This is a genomic window from Sphingomonas sp. AX6, from assembly GCF_902506605.1.
Classification (GTDB): Bacteria; Pseudomonadota; Alphaproteobacteria; order Sphingomonadales; family Sphingomonadaceae; genus Sphingomonas.
In genome coordinates, this window is the sequence record NZ_LR733979.1 from 1,128,418 (window position 1) to 1,154,752 (window position 26,335).

At 64.5% G+C, this 26,335-nt stretch carries 19 protein-coding genes; 10 read left to right on the forward strand and 9 right to left on the reverse strand.

What is annotated here, in order from left to right:
- Window positions 1-15 precede the first annotated feature (15 nt).
- The 7 genes from ENHY17A_RS05570 to ENHY17A_RS05600 all read right to left on the reverse strand — a co-directional run bounded on the left by ENHY17A_RS05570 (window position 16) and on the right by ENHY17A_RS05600 (window position 11,161).
- A complete protein-coding gene (locus tag ENHY17A_RS05570) occupies window positions 16-1,689 on the reverse strand; it encodes an MFS transporter (RefSeq protein ID WP_159710832.1) in 1,674 nt (557 codons plus the stop codon).
- 119 nt (window positions 1,690-1,808) lie between these two features.
- Window positions 1,809-2,954, reverse strand: coding sequence for a glycoside hydrolase family 53 protein (locus ENHY17A_RS05575; RefSeq protein ID WP_159710834.1), 1,146 nt, complete (start codon window positions 2,952-2,954; stop codon window positions 1,809-1,811).
- The gene (locus ENHY17A_RS05580) at window positions 2,951-5,626 is read right to left on the reverse strand and encodes a TonB-dependent receptor (protein WP_159710836.1); all 2,676 of its coding nucleotides are present in this window, start codon (window positions 5,624-5,626) and stop codon (window positions 2,951-2,953) included. The genes ENHY17A_RS05575 and ENHY17A_RS05580 overlap by 4 nt, the downstream gene beginning before the upstream one ends.
- Before the next feature lie 99 nt (window positions 5,627-5,725).
- Window positions 5,726-8,020, reverse strand: coding sequence for a glycoside hydrolase family 2 protein (locus ENHY17A_RS05585; protein ID WP_159710838.1), 2,295 nt, complete (start codon window positions 8,018-8,020; stop codon window positions 5,726-5,728).
- Window positions 8,021-8,022: 2 nt separating this feature from the next.
- The gene (locus tag ENHY17A_RS05590; protein WP_159710840.1) at window positions 8,023-8,658 is read right to left on the reverse strand and encodes a 2-dehydro-3-deoxy-6-phosphogalactonate aldolase; all 636 of its coding nucleotides are present in this window, start codon (window positions 8,656-8,658) and stop codon (window positions 8,023-8,025) included.
- Window positions 8,655-9,524, reverse strand: coding sequence for a 2-dehydro-3-deoxygalactonokinase (locus ENHY17A_RS05595; protein ID WP_159710842.1), 870 nt, complete (start codon window positions 9,522-9,524; stop codon window positions 8,655-8,657). The genes ENHY17A_RS05590 and ENHY17A_RS05595 overlap by 4 nt, the downstream gene beginning before the upstream one ends.
- Window positions 9,521-11,161, reverse strand: a complete 1,641-nt coding sequence (locus ENHY17A_RS05600) for a sodium/sugar symporter (protein ID WP_159710844.1) — start codon at window positions 11,159-11,161, stop codon at window positions 9,521-9,523. The genes ENHY17A_RS05595 and ENHY17A_RS05600 overlap by 4 nt, the downstream gene beginning before the upstream one ends.
- Before the next feature lie 188 nt (window positions 11,162-11,349).
- Between ENHY17A_RS05600 and ENHY17A_RS05605 the strand changes: the two genes are divergently transcribed.
- The gene (locus tag ENHY17A_RS05605; RefSeq protein ID WP_201296344.1) at window positions 11,350-12,087 is read left to right on the forward strand and encodes a FadR/GntR family transcriptional regulator; all 738 of its coding nucleotides are present in this window, start codon (window positions 11,350-11,352) and stop codon (window positions 12,085-12,087) included.
- 24 nt (window positions 12,088-12,111) lie between these two features.
- Here the strand turns inward: ENHY17A_RS05605 and ENHY17A_RS05610 are convergent, their stop codons facing one another.
- Window positions 12,112-13,905, reverse strand: coding sequence for an IlvD/Edd family dehydratase (locus ENHY17A_RS05610; RefSeq protein ID WP_159710846.1), 1,794 nt, complete (start codon window positions 13,903-13,905; stop codon window positions 12,112-12,114).
- Between the two features lie 257 nt (window positions 13,906-14,162).
- Here ENHY17A_RS05610 and ENHY17A_RS05615 point away from each other — a divergent pair, with 257 nt between their 5' ends.
- The 9 genes from ENHY17A_RS05615 to ENHY17A_RS05655 all read left to right on the forward strand — a co-directional run bounded on the left by ENHY17A_RS05615 (window position 14,163) and on the right by ENHY17A_RS05655 (window position 25,087).
- Window positions 14,163-15,914, forward strand: a complete 1,752-nt coding sequence (locus tag ENHY17A_RS05615) for a gamma-glutamyltransferase family protein (RefSeq protein ID WP_159710848.1) — start codon at window positions 14,163-14,165, stop codon at window positions 15,912-15,914.
- The gene (locus ENHY17A_RS05620) at window positions 15,911-16,333 is read left to right on the forward strand and encodes a VOC family protein (protein ID WP_159710850.1); all 423 of its coding nucleotides are present in this window, start codon (window positions 15,911-15,913) and stop codon (window positions 16,331-16,333) included. Before ENHY17A_RS05615 ends, ENHY17A_RS05620 begins: the two co-directional genes overlap by 4 nt.
- A gap of 162 nt (window positions 16,334-16,495) precedes the next feature.
- The gene (acnA, locus tag ENHY17A_RS05625) at window positions 16,496-19,168 is read left to right on the forward strand and encodes an aconitate hydratase AcnA (RefSeq protein ID WP_159710852.1); all 2,673 of its coding nucleotides are present in this window, start codon (window positions 16,496-16,498) and stop codon (window positions 19,166-19,168) included.
- A gap of 578 nt (window positions 19,169-19,746) precedes the next feature.
- Complete coding sequence (locus tag ENHY17A_RS05630) at window positions 19,747-20,700, forward strand: polysaccharide deacetylase family protein (RefSeq protein ID WP_159710854.1); 954 nt, start codon at window positions 19,747-19,749, stop codon at window positions 20,698-20,700.
- Window positions 20,697-21,617 (forward strand): GNAT family N-acetyltransferase, encoded by a 921-nt coding sequence (locus ENHY17A_RS05635; RefSeq protein ID WP_159710856.1) that lies wholly within the window; start codon window positions 20,697-20,699, stop codon window positions 21,615-21,617. Before ENHY17A_RS05630 ends, ENHY17A_RS05635 begins: the two co-directional genes overlap by 4 nt.
- Window positions 21,618-21,701: 84 nt before the next feature.
- Window positions 21,702-22,013, forward strand: coding sequence for a YdeI/OmpD-associated family protein (locus tag ENHY17A_RS05640; protein WP_159710858.1), 312 nt, complete (start codon window positions 21,702-21,704; stop codon window positions 22,011-22,013).
- 28 nt (window positions 22,014-22,041) lie between these two features.
- Window positions 22,042-22,770 (forward strand): DNA repair protein RecO, encoded by a 729-nt coding sequence (gene recO / locus ENHY17A_RS05645; protein ID WP_159714191.1) that lies wholly within the window; start codon window positions 22,042-22,044, stop codon window positions 22,768-22,770.
- Window positions 22,771-22,934: 164 nt separating this feature from the next.
- A complete protein-coding gene (leuB, locus tag ENHY17A_RS05650; protein WP_159714194.1) occupies window positions 22,935-23,978 on the forward strand; it encodes a 3-isopropylmalate dehydrogenase in 1,044 nt (347 codons plus the stop codon).
- On the forward strand, window positions 23,975-25,087 hold the full coding sequence (locus tag ENHY17A_RS05655) for a glycosyltransferase family 2 protein (RefSeq protein WP_159710860.1): 1,113 nt from the start codon (window positions 23,975-23,977) through the stop codon (window positions 25,085-25,087). The genes leuB and ENHY17A_RS05655 overlap by 4 nt, the downstream gene beginning before the upstream one ends.
- Here the strand turns inward: ENHY17A_RS05655 and ENHY17A_RS05660 are convergent.
- A complete protein-coding gene (locus ENHY17A_RS05660) occupies window positions 25,084-26,325 on the reverse strand; it encodes a phospholipid carrier-dependent glycosyltransferase (protein ID WP_159710862.1) in 1,242 nt (413 codons plus the stop codon). The genes ENHY17A_RS05655 and ENHY17A_RS05660 overlap by 4 nt on opposite strands.
- Between the last annotated feature and the right edge of the window lie 10 nt (window positions 26,326-26,335).

The window sequence follows — 26,335 nt, forward strand, 5'->3', positions numbered from 1 at the left end:
TTTGGCGCAGGAGGCCTATTCCTCGTCGATCTTGCGGCGAAAGGTTTCCGGCAACAGAAACACGCCGATGACCACCGTGATCGCCGCGACGATCACCGGATACCACAGCCCCGAATAGATGTTCCCGGTCGCCGCCACGATCGCGAACGCCGTCGTCGGCAGGAACCCGCCGAACCATCCATTGCCGATATGATAGGGCAGCGACATCGACGTGTATCGGATATTGGTCGGAAACAGTTCGACCAGCATCGCGGCGATCGGCCCATAAACCGCGGTCACATAGAAAACGAGGATGAACAGGACCAGCACCACCATCGGCTTGTCGATTGCATTCGGATCGGCCTTGGCGGGGTAGCCTGCATCGGCCAGTGCTGTGGTGACGTCGCGCTGAAACGTTGCGATCGCCGCTCCCCGGTCGGGGGTGCCGACCGCGTTCGGATCGACCGCCGGAATGACGGTCTGGCCGATGGCGATGCTTGCCACCGTTCCGGGTGCCGCCTCGACATTTTCGTAACTGATGCCGGCCTTTGCCAGATAGGATTTGGCGATGTCGCAGCTTTTGGAATCGAACTTGTTGCGCCCGACCGGGTCGAACTGCACCGAACAGTCGTTCGGATCGGCGGTGACAGTCACAGGCGAGGATTGGGTAGCGGCATAAAGCGCCGGGTTCGCTGCATTCGAGAGCATGCCGAACAGCGGAAAATAGGTGATCGCGGCAAGCAAGCATCCGGTCAGGATAATCGGTTTGCGCCCGATCTTGTCGCTCAGCCAGCCGAAGATGACGAAGAACGGCGTTGCGATCAGCAGCGCGATGGCGACCAGGATATTCACCGTCGCACCATCGACCTTCATCACTTTTTCAAGAAAGAATAGCGCGTAGAACTGGCCGGTGTACCAAACCACCGCCTGACCCGCGACCGCACCGAACAGTGCAAGCAACACCAATTTGAGATTGGGCCAGTTGCCAAAACTTTCCTTGATCGGCGACTTGGCGGTTTTCCCTTCGTCCTTCATCTTTTGATAGACGGGGCTTTCTGCCAATTGCATCCGAATCCACAGCGACACGGCGAGCAGGCCGATCGATACCAGAAAGGGCAGACGCCAGCCCCAATCGGCAAACGCCTCCTCGCCGACCGCCAGGCGCACGCCGATGACGACCAGTAACGCCGCGAAAAGGCCGAGTGTCGCGGTCGTTTGAATGAAGCTGGTGAACAGCCCGCGCTTTCCCTCGGGGGCATGTTCGGCGACATAGGTCGCAGCGCCGCCATATTCGCCGCCCAGCGCCAGCCCCTGGAGAAGCCGCAGCACGACGAGCAGGACCGGCGCGGCTACCCCGATCGAGGCGTAGCTTGGCAATAGTCCGACGCAGAAGGTCGAAAAGCCCATCAGGCCCATCGTCACCAGGAACGTGTATTTGCGCCCAACCAGATCGCCCAGGTGCCCGAACAATAGCGCGCCGAACGGGCGCACCGCGAACCCGGCGGCGAAAGCGGCCAGCGCCAGGATGAAACCCGTCGTCTCGTTGACGCCGGAGAAGAATTGCTGGGTGATGACCACCGCGAGCAGGCCATAAAGGTAGAAATCATACCATTCGAACACGGTGCCGAGCGAAGAGGCCAGAATGACCTTGCGCTCTTTCCGGCTGATCGCGCGCCGGTCTTCGGCAACCGGTTCAGATATGGTTGCCATGTCCAGTTTTCCCCCGAGTTGAATATTCCGCGATCACGCCTTGCGCGCCATGCGTCCGATAAGACCATTGGTTGCCCCGGCGCGCAATGGCGCAGGTCGCGATCGATGGCATTGGACGGTCAGGGCGCAATGGCGGGCGCGCTCGCGGCTTCTGCCGGGGTATAGCTCCGCCCCAGAAAGTCGAAGGCGGGCAGCGCTTTATGCTGACCCAAGTCGAACCATGCGGCGTTTTCCCAGTTGGAACCTGTTCCCCAGCGCGTCTTGCACCCGGTGGAAACCCAGGCCGGTTCCCAATAGACGACGCCGATGCCGCCATTGTCGACGACCAACTGCGTCATGTCTGTCAGATAGGCGAGCTGCCCTTTGGGCGTCGCGGGATAGTCGGCGAGCAGCGTGTCGGGGCCGAGCAGGTCGGGCGAGCTGTCCTCGCCTTCGCGCGAAAAGGGATAAGCGGTCTCCACCAGAACCACATCGGCCTTGTAGCGTTGCTTCGCCGCCTTGATCGTCGCGCCCAGCTGTGCGGGCGTCCATTTCGACCATTTGCGGTAATAGCTGATGCCGATCAGGTCGTAATCGACCACGCCCGCTACCGTCGCATCGTCGAACCAGGGCAGGACGTTTTCCGGCTGGGCGATGTGGAGCATCACCTGGGGCGCGGTGCCGGTCGCCTTGCCCGCTTCTCGGACTGCGCGGATACCGGCGTTGAGCAAGATGGCGTTGCGATCCCAATTGATCGCCTTGGTCGGGCCGGCCATCAATTCGCCGTTGGTTTCATTCCCGACCTGTACCCAGTCGGGCATCAGCCCTTCGCCGTTGAGGCGGATGAGCGTGTCATAGGTGAATTGATGCAGCGCCGCCGCCTGCTGGTCGGTCGTCATGCCTGTCCATGCGGCGGGGACGAGCTGCTTTTCGCCGTCCGCCCAATCGTCCGAATAATGGAAATCGAGCAAGGTCGCCTGGCCCGACGCCTTGGCGCGGCGCAGCGTCTTCACGACATCGTCATAGTCGCTGTAGGGCGTCCATTTGGCATCGTTCCACAACCTTACGCGCACGATATTGCCGCCGCGTGCCGCCATATAGTCGAACGGATCGATGCGCTTGCCCGCGGGATCGCGGAACACCGCCCCGCAATCCTCCATTTCGTTCACATAAGACAGGTCCGCCCCCAGATAGAGGCCGTTCTTGGTGCTGAGCGGCGCGTCCTGCGCGATTGCCGCGGTGCCGAGCGCGGAGGCCGCCAGCAGCGATACGAACCGCCCGATCACAGCGTGAACCCGATGCCGAGCATGTAGCGTGTCCCGAATTTCTCGTACCGACCCTGAAGATCGCGGTCGCCATAATAGGTTTCGAACGGTTCGTTGGTCAGGTTGTTGGCCTGGAACGTCAATTGCAGCCCGGCGACCGGGGTGTTGTCGGGGAATTCGTAGCTCATCTGGAAATCGAGCACGCCTTCGGGTGCGGTGAACAGGATACGATCGGTATCGCCCAGCTCGGTCGCATAGCTGTCGCGGTAGCGATAGCCGACCCGGCTCTCGAACCCCGCCTTGCTGTAGTAAAGCACGGCGTTGAAGACATGTTTGGACAGCCCAGGCAGCGCGATCGAGCCGATCGCATTGTCGTTTTCATCGACCGAAATGTTGCTGTCGGTAAAGCTGTAGTTGAGATAGGTGCCGAACCCGTCGAGCGGTGAGGGCAGGAAGGTGAACGCTTTCTGGAACAGCACTTCGAATCCGCGGATATAGCCGCCATTGCCGTTGACCGGCTGGCGGAACGTGCCCTCCAGATCGGGGCCACCGGCGGGATCGGGGACGAAGATCGTCGTGACCTGCGGCACGATGAAGGTGTCGAGATCCTTATAGAAACCAGCAACGGTCAGCGCGCTGTCGGCATCGAAATACCATTCGAGGCTGGCGTCTAGCTGATTGGCGCGGAACGGCTCCAGGAACGGGTTGCCGCCGAATGCCGACGGCGCGCCGAAGGTGAAGACCCCGAACCCGGCGTTGAGATCGTCGAGCGGTGCACGCGCCACCGCACGGCTGGCACCCAGGCGGAGTTGCAGCTCGTCGGTAATCTTGAAATTGAGGTTCAGGTTGGGCAGCCAATCGGTGAATTCGTTGCGTACCGCAACTGGCGTCGCGATTTCGATCACGCTGAAATCGGGTTGCTCAATCTGGTCGATACGCGTGCTTTGCGACAGGGTTTCGGTGCGGATGACGCGAAGCCCCGCATTGCCCGTCACCGGTAGCCCGAACAGCGACCCATCCAGGTTCAACTGGGCATAGCCCGCATAGGTGTTTTCCCCCACGACCCAGCTCGACCGCTGGTCGAAGAAGGACGTGGTCGGGTTGATGGGGCCGAACAACTGCTCGACCGCGTCGTCGATGCGGATCGATCCCACGCCGGGCAGCCCGGCATATTCGCCGCCGAAATAGAACGGGTCGTTGAGCAGGCTGGCGGGGATCGGCGTGCGTGCTGCGGGGTCGATAAAGCCGAACTGGGTGCGCTGGGTATAGTCCTTCGACCGGTCGGTGAACCGCGCGCCGACCGCGATCGAGCGGAACAGACCGCCGCCCAGTTCGCGCGACACGTCCAGCGTCCCCGACCACATCTCGTCGTTGATGATGGGCGCGCCGCCGCCATTTTCGGGAATCTGGAAGTCGGCGATGCGGAATATGTTGGGATCGGTCAGGTCGAGGTTGATCGACATATCGGGCCGCCGCCCGCGATAGGACTGGAAACTGGTGGTCGGCACCGCGCCGAACGGCTGGGTGCGCAGCGTCAGGAATTGCTGGTCGCGGTGCGTGGTCGAATAGGCGGCGTCTGCAGCGATCGTCCAGCCGTTCGCGGTGTATCGGGCATTCAGGCCGCCGGCATAAAGATCGTCCTTGAAGAAGAACTGTTCGTTGACCCCGCGCACGACCTGGCCGAAGCCTTCGTTGCCCGGAAAGACGGTGGTGGTAACGCCGGTGACATAGCCATTGTCGGTGACGATGCCGCTCTGCACGTTGCCGAACGGCAATCCCTCGACCCGGAAACCGCGCTGGGTTTCGTCGAACGAGACGTGGCTGTAGAGGAAATCGGCATTGATCTCGAGACTGTCGGACGGCTGCCACTGAACCGCGGCGAGCCCGCCGTGCCGTATATCGTCACCGCCGCGTGCCAGTGCTTCGAACCCGAACGGGATATTGTCATTGCCCTGGCCGTCGCCGTCGAGGTCGGCGAAGCTGTTGGTGTAGCGAAAGATGTTGGTGCGCGTCGTCGCCACCGCCTGACGCCGCCCCGAATAGCCGATCGCCACGCCCAGCGTATCCGACAATTGGCCGATATAGCTGATGCTGGCGATATAGCCGAACGGATTGGCGTTTTGAACGTTGTCGGCCTCGTCGCTGAACCCGCCGCGCAGATTAACGACAAGGTCGTTGCCGCCGCGATCGAGCGGCTTGACGGTGCGCAGATCGACCTGGCCCGCGATCGCGCCTTCGACCTGGGCGGCGGTTGGCGATTTGAAGATGAAGGCGCCGTTCAGCAACTCGGCCGGAAACTGCTCGTAACGAATGTTGCGGCTTGCCTCTGCCGAGACGATCTCTCGTCCGTTGAGCAGCGTGTTGACCAGGTTGGGGCCAAGCCCGCGGATTGAAATCTGGGTGCCGTTGCCGCGGTCGCGGTTGGTGGTGATGCCGGGGAGACGGGCGAGCGATTCGGCGATGCTCGCCTCGGGCAATTTGCCCAGATCTTCGGACGCCAGCACTTCCTGAACCCGGTCGCCGTCGCGCTTTTCGATCAGCGCCTTGCGCAGCGCCTCTCGGTAACCGGTGACGACGATGTCGCCTTCCTGGGTCTCTTCGGTGGCGGCGGGCTGCGTATCCTGCGCTCGGGCGTCGATCGCCCCGAATGACGATAGAATCGTGGTCGCAAGCAGCAATCTGGAAATGCGCATGGTTCTCTCTCCCCGAACGATACCGGTTACTCCGGCTTATTTGTCATACTTATACTGGGCAGATTTATCATACAAGTAAGAATGGGGAGGTGGATGTGATTATCCGGTACAGGGCCCGAGCGACGTCAATGCGCTGCCGATTGGGCGTGCGGCGAAGCTGGAGGGGGCGCTGGGGCTGTCGGGTGCGCGGATCAGAACCGATGCGATGCCACCTTCGCTTTGTGCGCTGGTGTCGCCGACCAGTTCCCATCCCTGGGGGGCCGTGAATGCGAAGCGAGCGTTATGGGTGGGCACGGGGCGCCCTGCCGTATCGCGCAGATGCGCGCGCAGGAACACCAGGTCGCGCGACCCGACCGGCACCCCGGCATCGTCGATCGCAACGCAATATCCGGTGGCGGCTCCGGGCGTATCGACCCGGTCGCGCGCGACCTCGACGCCCCCGATATAGGCGATCGCCTCCAGCGCGCCCGGCGCGAATCCGCCGACGTTGAACAGAAAGGGCGGGCTTGCCAGCCGCTTGCCGATCCGGTCGCGTGTCGGCGGCGTGCGCCCCAGGCTTCGACCATTGAGGCGCAATTCGATTTCGTCGGCATTGCTGAACACGCGCACGACCGGGTTCGAAGTCGCCGTCCAATAGCTGGCAATCGCGACCATCGGTCCGCTGTCGTACAGGTCCGATCGCTCGCTTGCGGAGCGTTGCGAACGAAAGAAGTGCCAGGCGAATTTGGGCAGCCGTTCCAGGCTCATCACGCCTGAATGTTCGAGGTCGTCGGCATAGCCGCGATTATAGTCGAACATCGCCCAATAGCCGTCGGCAAAGGCGGGGGTGGAGAGGTTGTCGTCATGCGCCTCCTGCACGTTGATAGCCTGTTGCAGCAGTCGGGCCTCGCCCGCGCCGAGCGCCTGTCGCGACGTCCGCGCCTCTTCCTTCAAATCGCCCCAGCTATCCTGGGCGAACCCTGCATTCTGCGCATAATATTCCCAGTCGCCATATTCGGACACGACATAGGGGACATCCGGCGTCTCGTAATGCTGCATCCGGTGCTGGCGCGCCTGGAGGAAGATGTCGTAGCCGTCATTCTGCCAGCCCGCCGACCAGGCCTGATTGCCTGGATATTCTTCGTGCACGATGCGGTGGAAGTCGGCGACCATGTCCTTTGGCATCGCGCTTTCGTTGAGCGAGCATTCCCAGGCGATGACGCTGGCATGGTTGCGGTCGCGGCGGATCATGTCGCGGCAAGTCCGCATCACCTGTGCGCGGAACGCAGGGTCGGGATTGACGAACTGCCAGCCGGGGATCGCGTCGATCAGCACCAGGCCGAGTTCGTCCGCGGCGGCCATGAAGGCGGGCGAATGGGGATAATGCGACAGCCGGACATAATCGAACCCGGCTTCCTTGATCGCCTTGGCATCGCGGTAATCGGCCTGCGGCGAGATCGCATAGCCGACGTAGGGATATTCCTGATGCCGGTTCACCCCGCGAAGGAACATAGCCTCGCCGTTGATCGAAAATCCTTCGCGTGTGATCGCCAGCGTGCGGATGCCGATACGGGTTTCGGTGGTGTCGGTGCTGCCGCCCGCCTCGACGGTCGTGACCAGCCGATAGAGATTGGGGTTGCGCGGCGACCACAGCCGCGGGCTGGCAAGCTCGATCCGTTGGTCATTGCGCGCGGTCGCGCCGGGGGCAAGCGGCGTGGTTGTCCGCGCTTCCGCCACCAGCCGCTCGCCATCGTAGAGCCGGTGGGTGACGCTAGCCTGCGCCGCAGCGGTCCCGGCATTGGCGACATCCGCGGCGATCGCGATCGTTGCCGCGTCGGCGCTCACAGCAGGATAGGTGACGAACAGCCCGCCGACTGCCACCCGGTCTGCAAGCATCTCGTCGGTCAGGTGCACCGGCGGCTTCACGATCAGCCGAACCCCGCGATACAGCCCGCCATAGGTGTTGAAATCGAGCTGTTCGAGCGGCTTCGGCCCGGTGATCGCATTGTCTCGATTGTCGAGCTTCACGCGGATTTCATTGGCCGCGCCGAGCGTCAGATGCGGGGTCAGGTCGATCGTGAAGGGCAGGAATCCGCCCAGATGCGTGGTCACTTTCGTGCCGTTCACCCAGACATCGGCGACGTTCATCGCCGCTTCGAAGCGCAGCAACACGGTCTGGCCCTGCCAATCGGCGGGCGCGTCGAATGTCTTGGCGTACCACGCGTCGCCTTGCCACTGATCGTTGACGATGCGCGGTTCGATCCGCGCGGTGTGCGGCAGGGTGACGGGTTCGGCGCGTGCGGGATCGAACGCCGCGCCGTCGCGGTGGAACTGCCAGCCCTGATTGAACGGCACGTCGCGGGCGGCAGCCGGGGTGGCCGCGACCAGCGCGGCAAGTGCGATCGATCGGAACATGGTCAGTCCTTTCTGAAGGCGGCGATGAAGGCGCGCGCGTTCGCACTCACCCGATCGGCGGTCATGCCGGGTTTGTAGAGGGCAGAGCCGAGCCCGAACCCGGCGGCACCGCCCGCGCTCCAGGGGGCCATAGTGTCCGGCGCGATGCCGCCGACGGGGAGAATGCGGACATCGGCGGGAAGGACCGCGCGCATTGCCTTGATGACGGAGGGCGCAAAGGCCTCCGCCGGGAACAGCTTGAGCGCGGCGGCACCGGCCTTGAGCGCGGCGAACGCTTCGGTCGGGGTGGCGATGCCGGGGATCGCGACAAGACCGCGGCGGGCGGCTTCGGCAATCACCGCGACATCGGCGTTGGGGGCGATGATCAGCGTGCCGCCCGCCTGTTCGACGGCGGCGACCGATGCGGTATCGAGCACGGTGCCCGCGCCGATCACCGCGCGTCCCCTCAGAATGTTTGCCAAGCGCGAAATGCTTTCCAGCGGATCGGGCGAGTTGAGCGGCACTTCGATCAGCGCGAAGCCCGCATCGACCAATGCTTCGCCGATCGCGACCACCTCGTCTGGCTTCACCCCGCGCAGGATCGCGACCAGCGGGCAGCGGGCGAAGGCGGCGTCGAACGAGGCGCGATGATCGGTCATGAACGAAGCTCCTGAATGGCGACGATGCCCGCGACAAAGGCGGCGTGGCTGTCGACCAAGGTGGCGGTGCCGCCCAGCGTCTCGATCGCGCTGGCATAGAGCGCGCCCAGGGTCGGATCGGCAAGGATGTGGACGGCATCGCCCGCTTCAACCTGCGCCGCGACATCGGCACCGATCAGGATGCCGCTGGCCCGGCTGGGGGCGTCGTCGGGCTTGAGCGTTCCGAGCACGCTGGCCGCGCGGATGCCGAACAAGGCGGTCGCGAGATCGCTTTGCGCACCGCGTCGGACGCCCTCGACGAAGGCGGGGCAGGGCAGGACGTCGCCCGTGAGTTGCGCGGCGAGAATGCTGTGGTCTTTCAGAAGCGCGAAGATCTCCCCGGTCATGGCGGTCGCGAAGTGCGTGACTTCGCCCCCCGTCATCCGCACCCATTTGCAATGCGTGCCCGGCTGGCAAAGCAGCGCGTCGGCAGGCGCGAGTCCGGCGGCGACCGCCCCCAGCAATTGAACCTCCTCGCCACGCATCACGTCGGATCGGGTGCCGTCGTTCAGCGACATGCCCGGCACGATGGCGGTACGATCATCGATTGCCAGCAAGGACGACGCCAGTGCGGGCAGTCCCGCCGGAAGGCGCGCATAGGGTGCCTCCCGCCAGCCGATCGTCGATCCGACCATGCCCGCCATCAGCATGGGTAGATCGCCCAGCCGCCCGCGGATCGCGGCAACTTCGGCACCATAGCCGAGGCCCGCCATCGCCTTCACCCCGCGGTCGTCGCGAAACGTCGCGGCAACCGCGCCTTGCTCGATCCGGTAGGCGCGCCGGTTGGTCGTGCCCCAGTCGACCGCGATGAACGGCGCTTTGCTCACCACATGCTTGCGTAGAGCGCGACGAGGATACCGACGACGGCGATAGCGGCGGCGTTGAACGACCCGCTGGTGGCATAGCTGACGCTGCCGGTGTCGATCCGGTCGCTGCCTGCCGCCCCCGGCTTCCACAGCGAGAACAGGATGGCGAGGCCCAGCGCGATGAAGAACACCCACATCATCCGGTTGATGAAGGGAATGGCGTTGAGCGCTGCGCTGCCGCCCATGTCGGCGGGGAACCAGAAGATGAAGCTGAACGCGATCGAGGCGATGGCGGCGGCGATCGCACCGGCTTCGCTTGCGCGCTTCCAGAACAGCCCGAGCAGGAAGATCACGGTGATGCCCGGCGTGATGAACCCTGAGAACTCCTGGATGAACTGGAACGCCTGGTCGAGGCTGCCGAGCAACGGCCGCGCCGCGAACAACGCCATCACGGTCGCCACTGCGGCGGTGATCCGACCGACCAGCACCAGATGGCGCTCGGTGGTCATGCGGGTGGCTTCTTCCGCTTCTGTGCCGTGTTCGTCTTCGGCCTTGCTCTCTATGCCCTTGTATTTGGCATAGAGATCAAGCGTGAAGATCGTCGCGACCGAGTTGATCTTGGATGCGGTCGATGCGACCACCGCCGCCATCAGTGCTGCGAACACCAGCCCGAGCAGGCCGCTCGGCAGATAGCGCATCATTGTCGGATAGGCTTGATCGGCAGGGTCGAGACTTGGCGCCAGGATCACCGCGGCCAGGCCGGGGACCACCACGACCAGCGGCATCAGCAACTTCAGGAACGCCGCGAACACGATGCCCTTTTGCGCTTCCTTCAGGTTCTTGGCCGCCAGCGCGCGCTGGATGATATATTGGTTGAACCCCCAATAGCTGAGGTTGGCGATCCACATGCCCCCGATCAGCACCGCGATACCGGGCAGTTCGTTATAGCCGATGTCGCCGGGCTCCAGGATCATGTTGAACTTTTCGGGCGTCTGGTCGAGCAGGGTGGTGAACCCCGCCCAGATGCCCTGGCCGCCGCTGACTTCGTTGAGCGTCAGGCCGGAGATGATGAGGCCGCCGGTGACCAGCAACGTGACCTGCACGATGTCGGTCATCGCCACCGCCTTCAGCCCGCCATAAAGCTGATAGAGCAAGGCAAAGCCGCCCAGTGCGAACAGCGCAACCATCTGATCGACGCCCGCGACCTGATTGACCGCGATCGATCCCAGCCACAGGATCGAAGTCAGGTTTACGAAGATATAAAGCCCTAGCCAGAATACCGCCATGATCGTGCGGATGTTCGGCCCGTAGCGCTGCTCGAGAAACTGGGGCATCGTGTAGATGCCGTTTTTGAGGAAGATCGGCAGGAAATATTTGCCGACGATCAGCAGCGTGATCGCCGCCATCCACTCGTACGACGCGATCGCTAGCCCCAGTCGGTATCCCGAGCCCGACATGCCGACGATCTGTTCGGCCGAAATGTTCGCCGCGATCAGCGATGCCCCAATCGCCCACCAGGGAAGGTTTTTGGACGCGAGGAAATAGTCGGAGGAATCCTTGGCCTTGCCGCCCTTTTCCCGGCTGACATATTGCGCCAAACCGAAAATGAAGATCGCGTAGATCACGATCACGATGACGTCGATTTGTGCCAGGCCCATGAACCTCTCCCCTTATGATGGGCGGCTTTTACCCCGTTGGCGGGCAGTTGCCGATCCTCACGGCATAAAGGCCGTTATTCCTCGATTTATATGATTTATTCGACTTGTCTAGTATTGGACGATATCGAACGCTAATCAGATCGCGCGCCACGGAGCGGGCGACAGCGGCAAGGAGCGATCGGAACGGCATGACGGGTGTATCGCGCGACGGATCACGACAGGATATGCCCCAGCTCGGCCGCAACCTGACCTATGGGATGCTCGACAGTCTGGGCCGCGCGATCGTCACGGGATCGTACACCGATCGGACGTTTCCGACCGAAGCCGAACTCGCCAAGCAGCACGGCGTCAGCCGGTCGGTCACGCGGGAAGCAGTGAAAATGCTGACCGCCAAGGGCCTGCTCAGCGCGCGTCCCCGCCAGGGAACGACGATCCAGCCGCCGGGCTCTTGGAACCTGTTCGACGCGGACGTGCTGCGCTGGCTGCTGGAACGCCAATTCTCGATCGACCTGCTGCGCCATTTCAACGAACTGCGCGTCGCGATCGAGCCCGAGGCGGCGGCACTTGCCGCGCAGCACGGCGACGATAAAGATTTCGCCTCGATCACCGCCGGATTGGAGCGGATGGTGGTGGCCGAACGCGGCGAGGACGATCCGCTGGAGGCCGATATCGCGTTTCACGTCGCGATCCTGCGCGCGTCGAAAAACCCGTTCTACACCCAGTTTCGCGACGTGGTGGAAACCGCGCTTCGCACGTCGATTCGCTTCACCAACCGGATCAAGGGACGCACCGCCAGCGTCGCCGACCATGCCGCGGTGTGCGATGCCATCCTTGCGCGCGATGGCGACAGTGCCCGCACCGCAATGCGTCACCTGATCGGCGAAGTGCTGCAACTGATCGAAACGGCGGACGAGGCCAAGTCCTGAACCGTCAGAGGGCCAACATCCTGGTCAATGACTGTCGCGGGGAAGGCCACGGGTCTGGGCGATCCGCTGATATTTCACCGCGCTTTCGATCACCGCACCATCGTCGAACTGGCCGACCAGATCGCGGTGGATTTCCTGCCACGGGGTTTGGGCTTCCGGCGCGACACCGCCCGGCGATGCCGCTTCTCGCCGCTGCGCCAGTTCTTCGTCCGACAGCATCGCATCGACGCGTCGCTTGCGCAGGTCGATGCGGATGCGGTCGCCGCTTCGCAGCAACGCCAGCCCGCCGCCGACCGCCGCCTCGGGCGACGCGTTCAGAATTGATGGGCTGCCGCTGGTCCCCGATTGCCGCCCGTCGCCGAGACAGGGCAGCGCATGGACCCCGGCCTGGATCAGTGCGACCGGCGGGCGCATGTTGACGACCTCCGCACCGCCCGGATAGCCGACCGGCCCCGCGCCGCGCATCACCAGCACGGTGCGGTCGTCGATTCCGAGCGACGGATCGTCGATCCGCGCATGATAATCCTCCGGCCCGTCGAACACGACGACCTTGGCCTCGAACGCTTCCGGGTCTTCCGGATCGCTCAAATAGCGGGCACGGAACGCGTCCGAAATCACGCTCAATTTCATCACCGCGCTGTCGAACAGATTGCCCGACAGCACCGTCAATCCTGCCGCCGATTTGAGCGGGGTGGAAAGCGGTCGGATCACGTCGGCATCGGCGATTTCCGCCGCGCCGATATTGTCGGCGGCGCTTCGGCCATTGGCGGTCAACGCATCGCCGTCGATCATCCCGGCACGGAACAGTTCGCCCATCACCGCAGGCACGCCGCCCGCGCGGTAGAAATCCTCGCCCAGATACTCGCCCGCGGGTTGCAGATTGACCAGCAACGGCACGTCGGCCCCATGGCGTTCCCAATCGTCCAGCGTCAGCTCCACCCCGATATGCCGCGCGATCGCGTTCAGGTGGATGGGGGCATTGGTCGATCCGCCCAGCGCCGAATTGACGCGGATCGCGTTGAGGAAGGCGGGGCGGGTGAGGATGTCCGATGGCTTGCGGTCGGCGCGCACCATCTCGACGATCTGCCGCCCCGTCTCCCAGGCGCATTGCTGGCGATCGCGATGCGGCGCGGGGATCGCCGCCGATCTGGGCAGCGACATGCCCAACGCCTCGGTCAGCGAGTTCATCGTCGTCGCGGTGCCCATCGTGTTGCAAAAGCCGGTCGAGGGCGCGGACGACGCGACCAGTTCGATGAAGCCCTTATAGTCGATTTCGCCCGCCGCGAGCATTTCGCGCGCGCGCCATACGATCGTGCCCGATCCCGTTCGCTTGCCCCGGTGCCAGCCGTTCATCATTGGCCCGACCGACAGCGCGATCGCCGGAATATTCACCGTTGCCGCCGCCATCAGGCAGGCCGGCGTGGTCTTGTCGCAGCCGATCGTCAGCACCACCCCGTCGAGCGGATAGCCGTAGAGGATCTCGACCAGCGACAGATACGCCAGATTACGATCGAGTCCGGCGGTCGGGCGTTTGCCGGTTTCCTGGATCGGATGGGTGGGAAATTCGATGGGAATTCCGCCCGCTTCGCGGATTCCGTCCTTTACCCGTTGGGCAAGCACCAAATGATGGCGGTTGCACGGCACCAGGTCGCTTCCGGTCTGAGCAATGCCGATGATCGGGCGGTTCGACTGGAGTTCTTCCAGGCTAAGCCCGTAATTCAGATAGCGCTCGATATAGAGTGCGGTCATGTCCGGGTTTTCCGGCGCGTCGAACCATGCGCGCGATCGCAGGCGCACCCCTTCACGCTGATCAGCCATCTCGTCCATCATCCTCCCCGCGCCCCATGTTCGGATCGTGCCAAGCCGCTAGGCCTGCGTAGGGCGATGAATAACCAAGCGCCGCGTCATTAGAAAGCATATATATCATATATAAGAGCGATTATCGGTGAATGGCGGGTTCGCGGCGCCGACCGCCATGCCCGGCGGTTGTTCCACTGCCACCGCAACGGGGGTTTCATCGCCATCGCCAATTCCGCTAGCGTAGCGGCACAGCGAATAGAGGGGCGCGTTTCGATATGATCCATTTGCCAGCGGCTGCGCTACGGGTGCGCGGTACGATCGCGCTGACTCTCGTGGCGCTCGGCGTGTCCGCATGTGCGCCCGCTGTCGCGCCCCAAGCGGCCGGTCCCGCCACTTCAGCTGCTGGGCCGGTAGATGGCCAAGCGTTCGTCGCCGCGGCGCATCCGCTGGCGGTCGAGGCGGGGTTGAACGTGCTGCGCGCCGGCGGCAGCGCGGTCGATGCGGCGGTCGCGATCCAGGCGATGTTGAGCCTGGTCGAGCCGCAAAGTTCGGGGCTGGGCGGCGGCGCGTTCATGGTCCGCTACGACGCGAAGACGCGTGCCGTAACCGTTTACGATGGCCGCGAAACCGCGCCTGCGGGTGTACGGCCCGACGTCTTCATTGGGGCCGACGGCAAGCCGATCGGGTTTCGCACCGCGGTGCTCTCGGGCAGCGCGACCGGCGTGCCGGGGGTCGTGCGGATGCTGGGCCTTGCCCATCAACGCCACGGAAAGCTGGCGTGGCGCAATCTGTTCGGCGATGCAGCGCAAACCGCGGATCGGGGTTTCGTCGTGACCGCACGGCTCGAGCGGTTCGTCCATGGCAGCGCGCCCCAGGCTAGCGCACCCGATGTCGTCGCTTATTTTCGCAACGAGGCGGGCGAAAAGATTCGCGCGGGCGATCGTCTGCGCAACCCGGCTTATGCCGCCTTCGTCCGCCGGCTTGCCGCAGGTGGGCCTGAGGTGATGTATGGCGGCGAGACCGCGAAAAGGATCGTCGCGCGCGTGCGCCAGGGCGATCTGGCGTCGACCATGACGGAGCGTGATCTCGCGGCCTATCGCCCCGTCGTGCGTGAGGGGCTCTGCAATCCGTACCGCGTTTATATCCTGTGCGCGCCGCCGCCGCCGTCGAGCGGGGTGGGGTTGCTCCAGTTGATGGCGATGGTCGAGCGCACCGATATCGGCACGCGTGGGCCGAGCGATCCGCTTGCCTGGGTCAAATATGCCGAGGCGAGCCGGTTGATGTACGCCGATCGCGACGCCTATGTCGGCGACACCCCCGATGTTCCGGTCAAAGGGATGCTCGATCCGGCCTATGTCGCATCGCGCGCCACCCTGATCGGCGAACGCGCCGGGCCTGCGCCCAAGCCGGGGACGCCACCCGGCGCGCGCACCGCGTCGATCGACGCCACCAACGAGGTCGCCGGAACCTCGCATTTCGTGGTCGTCGATGGCGAGGGCAATGCGGTGTCGATGACGACGACGGTCGAAAGCCTGTTCGGATCGGGTCGCATGGTCGATGGGTTCTTCCTGAACAACCAGATGACGGACTTTTCGTTCGTGCCAAGCGGCCCCAATGCTATCGCACCCGGCAAGCGCCCGCGCTCGTCTATGGTGCCGACGGTCATTCTGGACCGCGACCGCCATCTGGTCGGTGCGATCGGATCGCCGGGCGGGAACGCGATCCTGGGCTATGTGTCGAAGGCGCTGATCGGCGCACTCGAATGGAATCTGCCGATGGCCGAGGCGATCGCGCTGCCCAACCTGATCGCGCGCGGCGACAGCATCAATGGCGAGACGCGTCGTTTCACGCCCAAGCTTCTGTCGGCGATGGCCGCACGCGGCGTGACCGTCCGACCGGGGGCAGGGGAGGATTCGGGGCTGCACGGCGTCCTCATCCGCAACGGGCGGTTCGACGGGGCCGCCGATCCCCGCCGCGACGGCGTGGCACGGACGATCACGCTGGCCCCGCCGCGGACCCGGCAATGAGCGCGCTGACGCCCTTTCACATCGCCTTCCCGGTCGATGATCTCGATGCCGCGCGACGGTTCTACGGCGAGGTGATGGGCTGTCCGGAGGGGCGCAGTTCGACGGACTGGATCGATTTCGATCTGTACGGGCATCAGATCGTGGCGCACCGGGTCTACGGTCATCCGCGCCCGGCGGCGCATAATCCTGTCGATGGCCATGCCGTCCCGGTGCCGCATTTCGGCGTCGTCTTGACGCCCGAACAATGGCAGGCGCTGGCCGATCGGTTGATCGCGCACGCCGTCGCCTTCGTGATCGAGCCGCACACCCGCTTTGCAGGCCAGCCGGGCGAGCAATCGACGATGTTCTTCCTCGATCCCGCAGGCAACGCGCTGGAGTTCAAGGCGTTTGCCGATATGGGCAATCTGTTCGCCAAATAGGCGGGGCAGGGAGGTCCAAAGTCGGCGGCTCACCCCTTCCCCGAACCCGACACGCTTGCTATGGCCCCCGCAAACCAACGCATTCGCGTCTTTGGCGTGCTCGCGCGGCTCCCCGCCGCCTCCCCGTGAGCGCCACGACGAAACAGGGAAGGACTGATTCCAATGACAGCCATCGGCCAGGATACGCTCGGCACCCGCGACACGCTCGATGTCGGCGGCAAGCAGTACAGCTTCTACTCGCTGCCCAAGGCGGCGGCAAAGCTGGGCGACATTTCGCGCCTGCCCTTCTCGATGAAGGTGCTGCTCGAAAACATGCTCCGCTTCGAGGACGGGGTGACGGTCACCCCCGAAGACGCGCAGGCTTTGGTCGACTGGCAAAAGGACGCGCGCTCGGATCGTGAAATCCAGTATCGCCCCGCGCGCGTGCTGATGCAGGATTTCACCGGCGTGCCCTGTGTGGTCGATCTGGCGGCAATGCGCGACGCGATCACCAAATTGGGCGGCGACGCGGCCAAGATCAATCCGCAGGTGCCCGTCCACCTCGTCATCGATCACTCGGTCATGGTCGACGAGTTCGGCACGCCCAAGGCGTTCGAGAATAATGTCGAGCTGGAATATGAGCGCAACGGCGAGCGTTACGAGTTCCTGAAATGGGGTTCGAAGGCGCTCGACAATTTCAAGGTGGTGCCGCCGGGCACCGGCATCTGTCACCAGGTGAATCTGGAATATATCGGCGACGCGGTGTGGAATTCGGTCGCGCCCGACGGCACGACGGTCGCCTATCCCGATACGCTGGTCGGCACCGACAGCCACACAACGATGATCAACGGCCTGGGCGTGCTCGGCTGGGGCGTCGGCGGGATCGAGGCGGAAGCCGCGATGCTGGGGCAGCCGGTATCGATGCTGATCCCCGAAGTCGTCGGCTTCAAACTGACGGGCGCGCTCAAGGAAGGCATCACTGCCACCGATCTGGTGCTGACCGTCACCCAGATGCTGCGTGCAAAGGGTGTGGTCGGGCGCTTCGTCGAATTTTACGGCCCCGGCCTCGATTCGATGAGCCTCGCCGATCGCGCGACCATCGCCAACATGGCGCCCGAATATGGCGCGACCTGTGGCTTCTTCCCGATCGACGACAAGACGCTGACTTATATGCGCCTGACCGGCCGCGACGCCGCGACGGTCGAACTGGTCGAAGCCTATTGCAAGGCGCAGGGCATGTGGCGTGAGGCGGATGCGCCCGATCCGATCTTCACCGACACGCTCGAACTCGACATGGGTTCGGTCGTTGCCAGCCTCGCCGGACCCAAGCGCCCGCAGGACCGCGTGACGCTGGGCAAGGTCGATGAGGTGTTCAACAGCGACTTGTTCAAGATCTACGGCAAGGAAAACGGCCACCGCGTGAGCGTCGAGGGCAAGGACCACGACATCGGCGACGGCGACGTGGTGATCGCGGCGATCACGTCTTGCACCAACACGTCGAACCCCTCGGTGCTGGTCGCCGCAGGCCTCGTCGCGCGCAAGGCGCACGCGCTGGGCTTGAAGCCCAAGCCGTGGGTCAAGACCTCGCTCGCGCCCGGTAGCCAGGTCGTCACCGATTACCTGACCAAGGCGGGCCTCACCGCCGATCTCGACGCGATCGGCTTCAACCTGGTCGGCTATGGCTGCACCACCTGTATCGGTAACTCCGGCCCGCTGGCCGAGCCGATTTCGAAGGCGATCAACGGCAACGACATCGTCGCCGCATCGGTGCTGTCGGGCAACCGCAACTTCGAAGGCCGCGTGTCGGCGGACGTTCGCGCCAACTTCCTCGCCTCGCCGCCGCTGGTCGTCGCCTATGCGTTGAAGGGCACGGTGACCGAGGACATCACCTCGACTCCGATCGGTCAGGGCACGGACGGACAGGACGTGTTCTTGCGAGACATCTGGCCGACCAACGAAGAAGTCGCCGCGACCGTGGCCGCCAACATCGATGACGGCATGTTCCGCGCGCGCTACGGCAACGTCTATCTGGGCGACGAACATTGGCAGAAGATCGAGGTCGAAGGGTCGGACACCTATCGCTGGCCCGCCGCCTCGACCTATGTCGCCAACCCGCCCTATTTCGACGGGATGACGATGACGCCCGCGCCGGTAACCGACATCATCGACGCCAAACCGCTCGCGATCCTGGGCGATTCGATCACCACCGATCACATCTCGCCCGCCGGTTCGATCAAGGCGGATTCGCCTGCGGGGTCGTACCTGCAAGAGCATCAGGTCGCGCGCGCCGACTTCAACTCGTACGGCGCGCGTCGCGGCAACCACGACGTGATGATGCGCGGCACCTTTGCCAATATCCGTATCAAGAACGAAATGGTCCCCGGCGTCGAAGGCGGCATGTCGTCGTACAACGGCGAAACCATGCCGATCTATGATGCGGCGATGCGCCACAAGGCCGACGGCACGCCGCTCGTCGTCGTCGCAGGCAAGGAATATGGCACCGGTTCGTCACGCGACTGGGCAGCGAAGGGCACCAACCTGCTCGGCGTTCGTGCGGTCATCACCGAAAGCTTCGAGCGCATCCACCGCTCGAACCTGGTCGGCATGGGCGTGTTGCCGCTTCAATTCGCAGACGGCGTGACGCGCCAGACGCTGAAGCTCGACGGCAGCGAGACGTTCACGATTAAGGGCGTGGCGGAAATCCGGCCGCGTCAGGACGTAACGGTCACGCTGACCCGCGCGAATGGCGAAAGCGAGACGTTCCAGACCAAGTGCCGGATCGATACCGTCAACGAGCTGGAATATTTCCTGAACGGCGGAATCTTGCATTACGTGCTGCGCAAGCTGGCGGCGTGAGGGACTGGTAACGCCGGAAAATAAAAAGGGCGGCTCCCACAACGGGGCCGCCCTTTTCGTTGTCGCTCTTATCCTAAACACATCTCACCACGCACCTCTACCCGTTTGTCCTGAGTAGCGATCGAGTAGCTCCGAAGGGGCGTATCGAGAGCGCATATCGAAGGATGTGGGACGCGTGACCGTGCTTCGATACGAGCCCTCGATACGCTCGGTGACCCGAGCTACTCGGTCTCTACTCAGCACAAACGGAGTGGAGGGAGTAGCGCGACGCCGGCCGGTGGAGCCCGGAAAAAGTCCGGGGGTGACGGGGTGGGTGGGGCAGGCGCTCCGGCGCGGGCGATGACGGCATTGTTCCCGGATAGCCCCAAGGCGCGTGCGATTGAGGGATTAGCTTAGCGCGAGCCGCCCTTTTCCTGAGTTGCACTCCCCCAAAATGCCGTTCGTTTCGAGCGAAGTCGAGAAACGTGTCACAAGCGTTCAGCCCACGTTTCTCGACTTCGCTCGAAACGAACGGGAGGTGGGAGGGCGCAGTCGAGCGAATTTGCCGAATCTTCACGGGTTGGCGCTAACCGGGCACCATGTCGACGCCCGTATTCATCACCATCGACACCGAACTGATGTGGCGACACCACGCCGCCGGGCTGCCCGTCACGGAGATCGCTGCACGTTCGCTGGAGCCCGCAGGCGTCGGCATCGGCTGGCAATTGGCGGAACTCGATCGCCATAAACTGAAAGCGACCTTCTTCGTCGATCCAATGCCCGCGATGGTGTTTGGTCCCGACGTAATCGCGCGCGTCGTCGAAGCGATCCTTGCGGCGGGGCAGGAGGTCCAGCTCCACCTCCACCCCAATTGGGCAGGCGCAAGTGCGAACGACCGGGCGAAACACGGCAGTTTTGAGCTGATCGACCTGCCCCCCACAGCGCAACGCGACCTGATCGCCCGCGCACGCGATCTGCTGACGGCATGCGGTGCACCCGAACCGGTCGCGTTTCGCAGCGGCAGCTATTCGGCGAACGATGCGACGATCGACGCGCTGGCCGAACTCGGCTTCGCCTATGACAGCAGTCACAACGGCTCCGAACATCCCTGGCCCAGCGCGATTGCGCTGCCCGTCCGCCAGATCGCGCCCACGCTGCATCGCGGGCTGATCGAGGTGCCGGTGACGCTGATCGAGGACACCCCCGGCCACTTACGCCATTTCCAGATATGCGCGCTGTCGGCAGGCGAGATGCGCGCCGCGCTCGACCATGCCGCAGCCAAAGCCCATGCCGCCGTCACCATCGTCGGCCACGGCTTCGAACTCGCCAACCGTGCGGGGACACGCGCCAACCGCCTCCACCGCTCGCGATTCGAGCGGCTGTGCGCGATGCTCGCCGAACGCCGCGACACGATGCCCACCACGCATTTCGCCGAGCGTCCCGCGTTGCGGCTCGATCAGAACGACCAGCCGCTCAGCCCCAGCCAGATGCGGACGCGCTGGCGGCAGGCCGAACAGCTTTGGTCCAATTGGGTCGAGGAGCGCGCGGCATGAGCTTGACGATGTCCGACGGCCTGAATTTCCGCATCGGCGCGCGGACCTTGTTCACGCTCGACAAGTCACTGGTGCGCGTCCCGCTGACGCTCGATCAGGCGTTCGACGGGCGGCTACCCGTGTTGCCGCCGCTACCGGCAGGGGCGGATGGCTACGTCGTGACCTCGCTCCCAGCGGAGCGGGCAGGCGCGCTTGCGTGGGCAGCGGGCGGCATGATCCCGCGCGTGCGTCAGCTTTACACCCGCTATTTTGCCGATCTGTCGGGCGGGTTCGACGCCTATTGGGCGCAAACATCGTCCAACACCCGCAGCCAGATGAAGCGCAAGGCCAAGAAATTGGCGAGCGCCAGCGGCGGGCAGTTGCGGATCGAACGCTATCGCAACGCCGACGAACTTGCCGCCTTCCATGCGATTGCGCGCGGCGTGTCTGCCAAGACGTATCAGGAGAAATTGCTCGATTGCGGCTTGCCCGTCGATGCGTCGTTCCTCCGCGAAATGGCGGAACGTGGCGCAGGCGGCACGGCGCGGGCGTGGCTGCTGTATGTGGCCGACCAGCCCGCCGCCTATCTCTACTGCCCGATCGATGCGGGGACGGTCATCTACGAGTATGTCGGCCATGACCCGCAATTCGCCGACCTGTCCCCCGGCACGGTGCTGCACGTCGAGGCGATGCGTGACCTGTTCGGCGAGGACGGCCTGACCCGCTTCGACTTCACCGAAGGCGAGGGCCAGCACAAACGCGCACTCTCCACCGGTGGCGTGGCGGCGTGCGACCTGCTGCTGCTCGCCCCGACGCTGGGTAATCGCGCGGCGGCGGCGGGGCTGGCGGGGTTCGACGGCAGCGTCGCGCTGGCAAAACGCACGGTCGCGCGGTTGGGGCTGGAGGATATTGCGAAGCGCGTGCGGCGGGGGGCCTGATCGACCTTGATAGACATTGCGCTACGTCGCGGTAGAACGGCAAGCCTCCGCATGTAGCGGACGGCGGCCGACGGAGGACTGGTTGTGGCGCACGCTTTTGCCGATGGCACCGTCCACAAGATACCCGATGATTTGAAGGCGGCGCTGCGATCGGACCCGGCGCTAGTCGCGCTGTGGGAGGCATTGACGCCGCTTGGCCGCAACGAATTCATCTGTTGGGTCGAGGATGCGAAGCAGGCCACGACTCGCAAACGTCGCATCGCGCGAAGCGGCGACGAATTGCTTGAGGGAAAGAAGCGGCCTTGTTGCTGGGCGGGCTGTCTTCATCGCACTGACAAGGCACCGAGCAAATGGCAGCAGGCGGTGCTGATCGACGGGAAGAAGAAAAAGAACTGAACGAAATGTTCGGAACCGCGTGGCACCCATGCACCTGATCGCGCCCGCCATCATCCTGTCCGTCCGCGCGCATGGCGAGCATGGGGCGGTGGTGCGGGCGTTGACGCCTGACGATGGCGTGCAGCCCGGCTATGTCCGCGGCGGGCATTCGCGCAAGCTTCGCCCGATCCTGCAACCTGCCAATGTCGTGCGCGGGGAGTGGCGGGCGCCGACGGACGCGCAACTGGCCGGGCTGACGGTCGAGCTGATCGCCAGCCGTGCGCCGCTCTATTCCGAACCGCTTGCTGCCGCGGCGCTCGACTGGGCAACCGCGCTGACGGCGGCGACCTTGCCGGAGGGGCAGGGCTATCCGCGCATCCATGCCGGGTTGGACGGGCTGCTCGGCGCGATCGAGGCGGCACCTGCGGCGCGGGGCTGGGCGGTGGCGCTGGTGCGCTACGAACTGCTGCTGCTCGCCGAACTGGGGTTTGGGCTGGCGCTGGACGAATGCGTGGTGACGGGCGCGCGTGATGATTTGCGTTTCGTCAGTCCCAAGAGCGGGGGTGCGGTGAGTGCCGGGGCGGCGCATGGCTATGCGGCGAAATTGCTGCGCTTGCCTGGATTTCTGGTCGCGGGCGGAGTCGCGGAATGGGGCGATATTCTCGACGGGGTGGCGCTGACCGGGCATTTTCTCGCGCGCGATTTGTTGATCGGTCGGATGGCGGAGGCACTCGCCGCGCGCGAACGGTTGGTCGAGCGGTTGAAAAGGGCAGCTTGACGGGGGTGAGGGGAGAAGCGGTTGATCGCGGGGGCTGGTGCATTAGAGCAACACTGACGCCACCGTTCGTTTCGAGCGAAGTCGAGAAACCCTGACTGGCGTATGCGAGCGTTTCTCGACTTCGCTCGAAACAAACGGGTGGGGGTATTCGAAGGAGAAGTAAGCTGCCTCAAATCGCCATTCTGCCAGGGGACGGGATCGGACCCGAGGTTGCCGCCGCCGCGCGTGCGGTGCTGGAGGTGCTCGACCTGGGCCTGACGTTCGTGGAGGCACCGGTCGGCGGCACCGCTTATCGCGAGCTGGGCGATCCGCTGCCCGCCAGCACGCTCGACCTTGCCCGGGCATCGGACGCGGTGTTGTTCGGCGCGGTCGGCGATCCGCGTTATGACGCTTTGGAGGACCGGCGCTTGCGGCCCGAAGCGGCGATCCTGGGGCTTCGCAAGGAATTGGGGCTGTTCGCCAATTTGCGCCCCGCAAAGCTGTTCGCCGGTCTGGAGGACGCCTCCGCACTCAAACGTGAGATCGCAGCGGAAATCGACATGGTCATCGTCCGCGAACTTACTGGCGACATCTATTTCGGCGAAAAGTCGCGCGGCGAGCGGGACGGCCTGCCGTGCGCTTCCGACCTGATGATTTATGACGTCGGCGAAGTCACCCGTATCGCCCGCGTCGCGTTCGAGACCGCACGCAAACGGCGTGGCAAGCTGACCTCGGTGGACAAGGCCAATGTGCTGGAAACCTCCCGCCTGTGGCGTGAAACGGTAATCGCGGTGGCAGCGGACTATCCCGACGTGACGCTCGACCATCTCTATGTCGACAATGCCGCGATGCAATTGGTGCGCGCGCCCGGCCAGTTCGACGTGATCGTCACCGGCAATCTGTTCGGCGATATCCTTTCCGATCAGGCGAGCATGTGCGCGGGCTCGATCGGGATGCTGCCGTCCGCTGCGATGGGAGACGGGCCGTTCGGCATGTACGAGCCGATTCACGGCTCCGCCCCCGACATTGCCGGGCAGGGCAAGGCCAATCCTTGCGCGGCGATCCTGTCGGCGGCGATGCTGTTGCGCCATTCGCTAGGCGAGGAAGCGGCGGCCTCCGGAATCGAGGGCGCGGTGGCCGCCGCGATCGCGAGCGGCGCACGGACGGCGGATCTGGGCGGGACGCTATCGACCCAGGCGATGACCGACGCGGTGCTTGCCCGGCTGTGAGTGTCGCACCGCTCCGGCTGGGGGTGGTGGTGCCCGTGTTCAACGAAGCGGCGAACGTCGCGGCGCTGGCCGAACGGCTGGACGCGGTGCTGGGGCCGGACGGTTGGGAAGTGATCTTCGTCGATGACGACAGCCCCGATGGCACGGCGGGCGCGGCGCGTGCGCTGGCGCTGACCGATGGCCGTGTGCGGGTGATCCAGCGGATCGGACGGCGCGGGCTGTCGTCCGCGTGTATCGAGGGGATGTGCGCGACCGCCGCGCCGCTGGTCGCGGTGATTGACGGCGATTTACAGCATGACGAAGCGTTGTTGCCGCGCATGGCCGCGCTGCTGAAGGGCGACCCGGTGCTCGATCTCGTCATCGGATCGCGCTTTGTAGAAGGCGGTGGCACCGGCGACTGGGACCGCGACCGGGTGGCGAAGTCGGCGCTGGCGACCCGGCTGTCCAGGCGGGTGCTGAAAGCGGAGCTGAGCGATCCGATGAGCGGCTTTTTCATGATCCGCAGCGATGTCGTACGCGCGCTGGTCCCTCGACTGTCGGGGATCGGGTTCAAGCTGTTGCTCGACATCCTGACCGCGAGCGACCGGCGGCTACGCTTTGCCGAACTCCCCTATGTGTTCCGAAGCCGGGCGGCGGGGGAAAGCAAGCTCGATTCCGTCATCGCGCTCGAATATCTGATTGCGCTGTACGACCGGATGTTCGGGAAGCTGGTGCCGGTGCGCTTTGCGATGTTCGCGAGTGTCGGCGCGGCGGGAGCGGTGGTGCATCTGGCGGTACTGGCGCTGTTGTTTCGCGGCATGGGCGTGATGTTCGTGCCCGCGACCGTGTTGGCGACCTTTGCTGCGATGACGTTCAATTTCTGGCTCAACAACCAGCTCACCTATCGCGACCGGCGGTTGCGCGGCGCGGGGCCGATGCTGCGCGGATGGCTGTCTTTTTGCGCGGTTTGTTCGGTCGGCGCGGTCGCCAATGTAGGCGTTGCGGGCTTTACGTTCGAGGTGTGGCGCGGCGGCTGGGCGGGCTCGGCACTGCTTGGCATATTAGTGGCGGCGGTGTGGAATTTCGCGCTGTCGTCGCGATTTACCTGGGGCCGATACGGGCGGCGCTAGACCCAGTTAGGAAACCAGGTCCAGTTGAGAAACGCCTGGTCGTTGGTCAGCGGTGCGCCCGACAGGATGGGATAGAAATAGACGAATAGTCCGGCGGCGGGGATCAGAAACCACTGGTCGGCATCGCCCCATCGCCCGCGTCCGAAATGAGCATAGGCGGCGGCGATCGCGACGCACAGAAAGATGCTCGACAGGTGGTAATAGTAGAAGAACCCCAGGCTCTTGGGGATGACCGCATAGATACCGAGCGACCCGGCCCACAACGCCGCGACCCCCAATAGCCGCCAGTCGCGTTGGCGGAGCCACCCGGCGACGCACAGCCCCAGTGCCGCCAGCCCGCCCCACAGGATCGCCGGATTGCCCACCAGCAGCACCCCGCGCTGAACGCCCGCATCCAGTTCGTAATAATACCAGATCGGCCGCAGCATCAGCGGCCAGCTCCACCAATCGGACTGATAGGTATGCGACGCGAGGACGAAGGTCTGAAGCCGATAGATTTCGAACTGAAGCGGGATCAACCCGCCAAGGGTGAGTGGATCGGTGCGGTAGAAGAAAGCGGGGGCGAAGGTCGCTAAATAGGTGACGATGCTGGTCGCCGCGAGGAGGATCAGCAGGGGGAGGGTGCCAAGCCCCGGCCATGCGTCGGGCGTCCGCCACCGAACGACGATCACCGCCAGCCCGGCCAGCGCGCAATAGGGAATCGCCGCCCATTTCGTCCCCACCGCCAGCCCCAGCAGCACGCCCGCCAGCGCCACGCGCCTCGCGACTTTTGCTCGTGGCGCGCGCATCGCCCACAGCAACGCCGCGACCGCGCCGACGACGAACGCCGCCAGAAACGTATCGAGCATCCCAACCCGGCTTTGGACGAACACCATCTGGTTTAGCATGACGAGCACCGCGCCGAATGCCGCAACCCGGACTCGCGCGAACAGCAGCATCAGGATCGCGAACACGCCCATGACGGTCGCAGTCCCGGCCAGCGTCGACATCGCGCGCCAGCCCAGCGGATTGTCCCCGAACAGCGCGATGCCGCTGGCGATCAGCGCCTTGCCCACCAGTGGATGCTCGACATTGGTCGGGCGGTCGAGGTCCAACAGGATTCGCGCGGCGGAGACGTAATGCGTCTCGTCGAACACGATCCCGCCGGGGCGGGTGAGGTGGAGGCTGAATAGCGTCTGGGCCGCAAGCGCCAGCAACAGGGCGACGAGGAGAGGGCGCTGGCCGAGGCGTTCGAGCATTGCGGGTCAG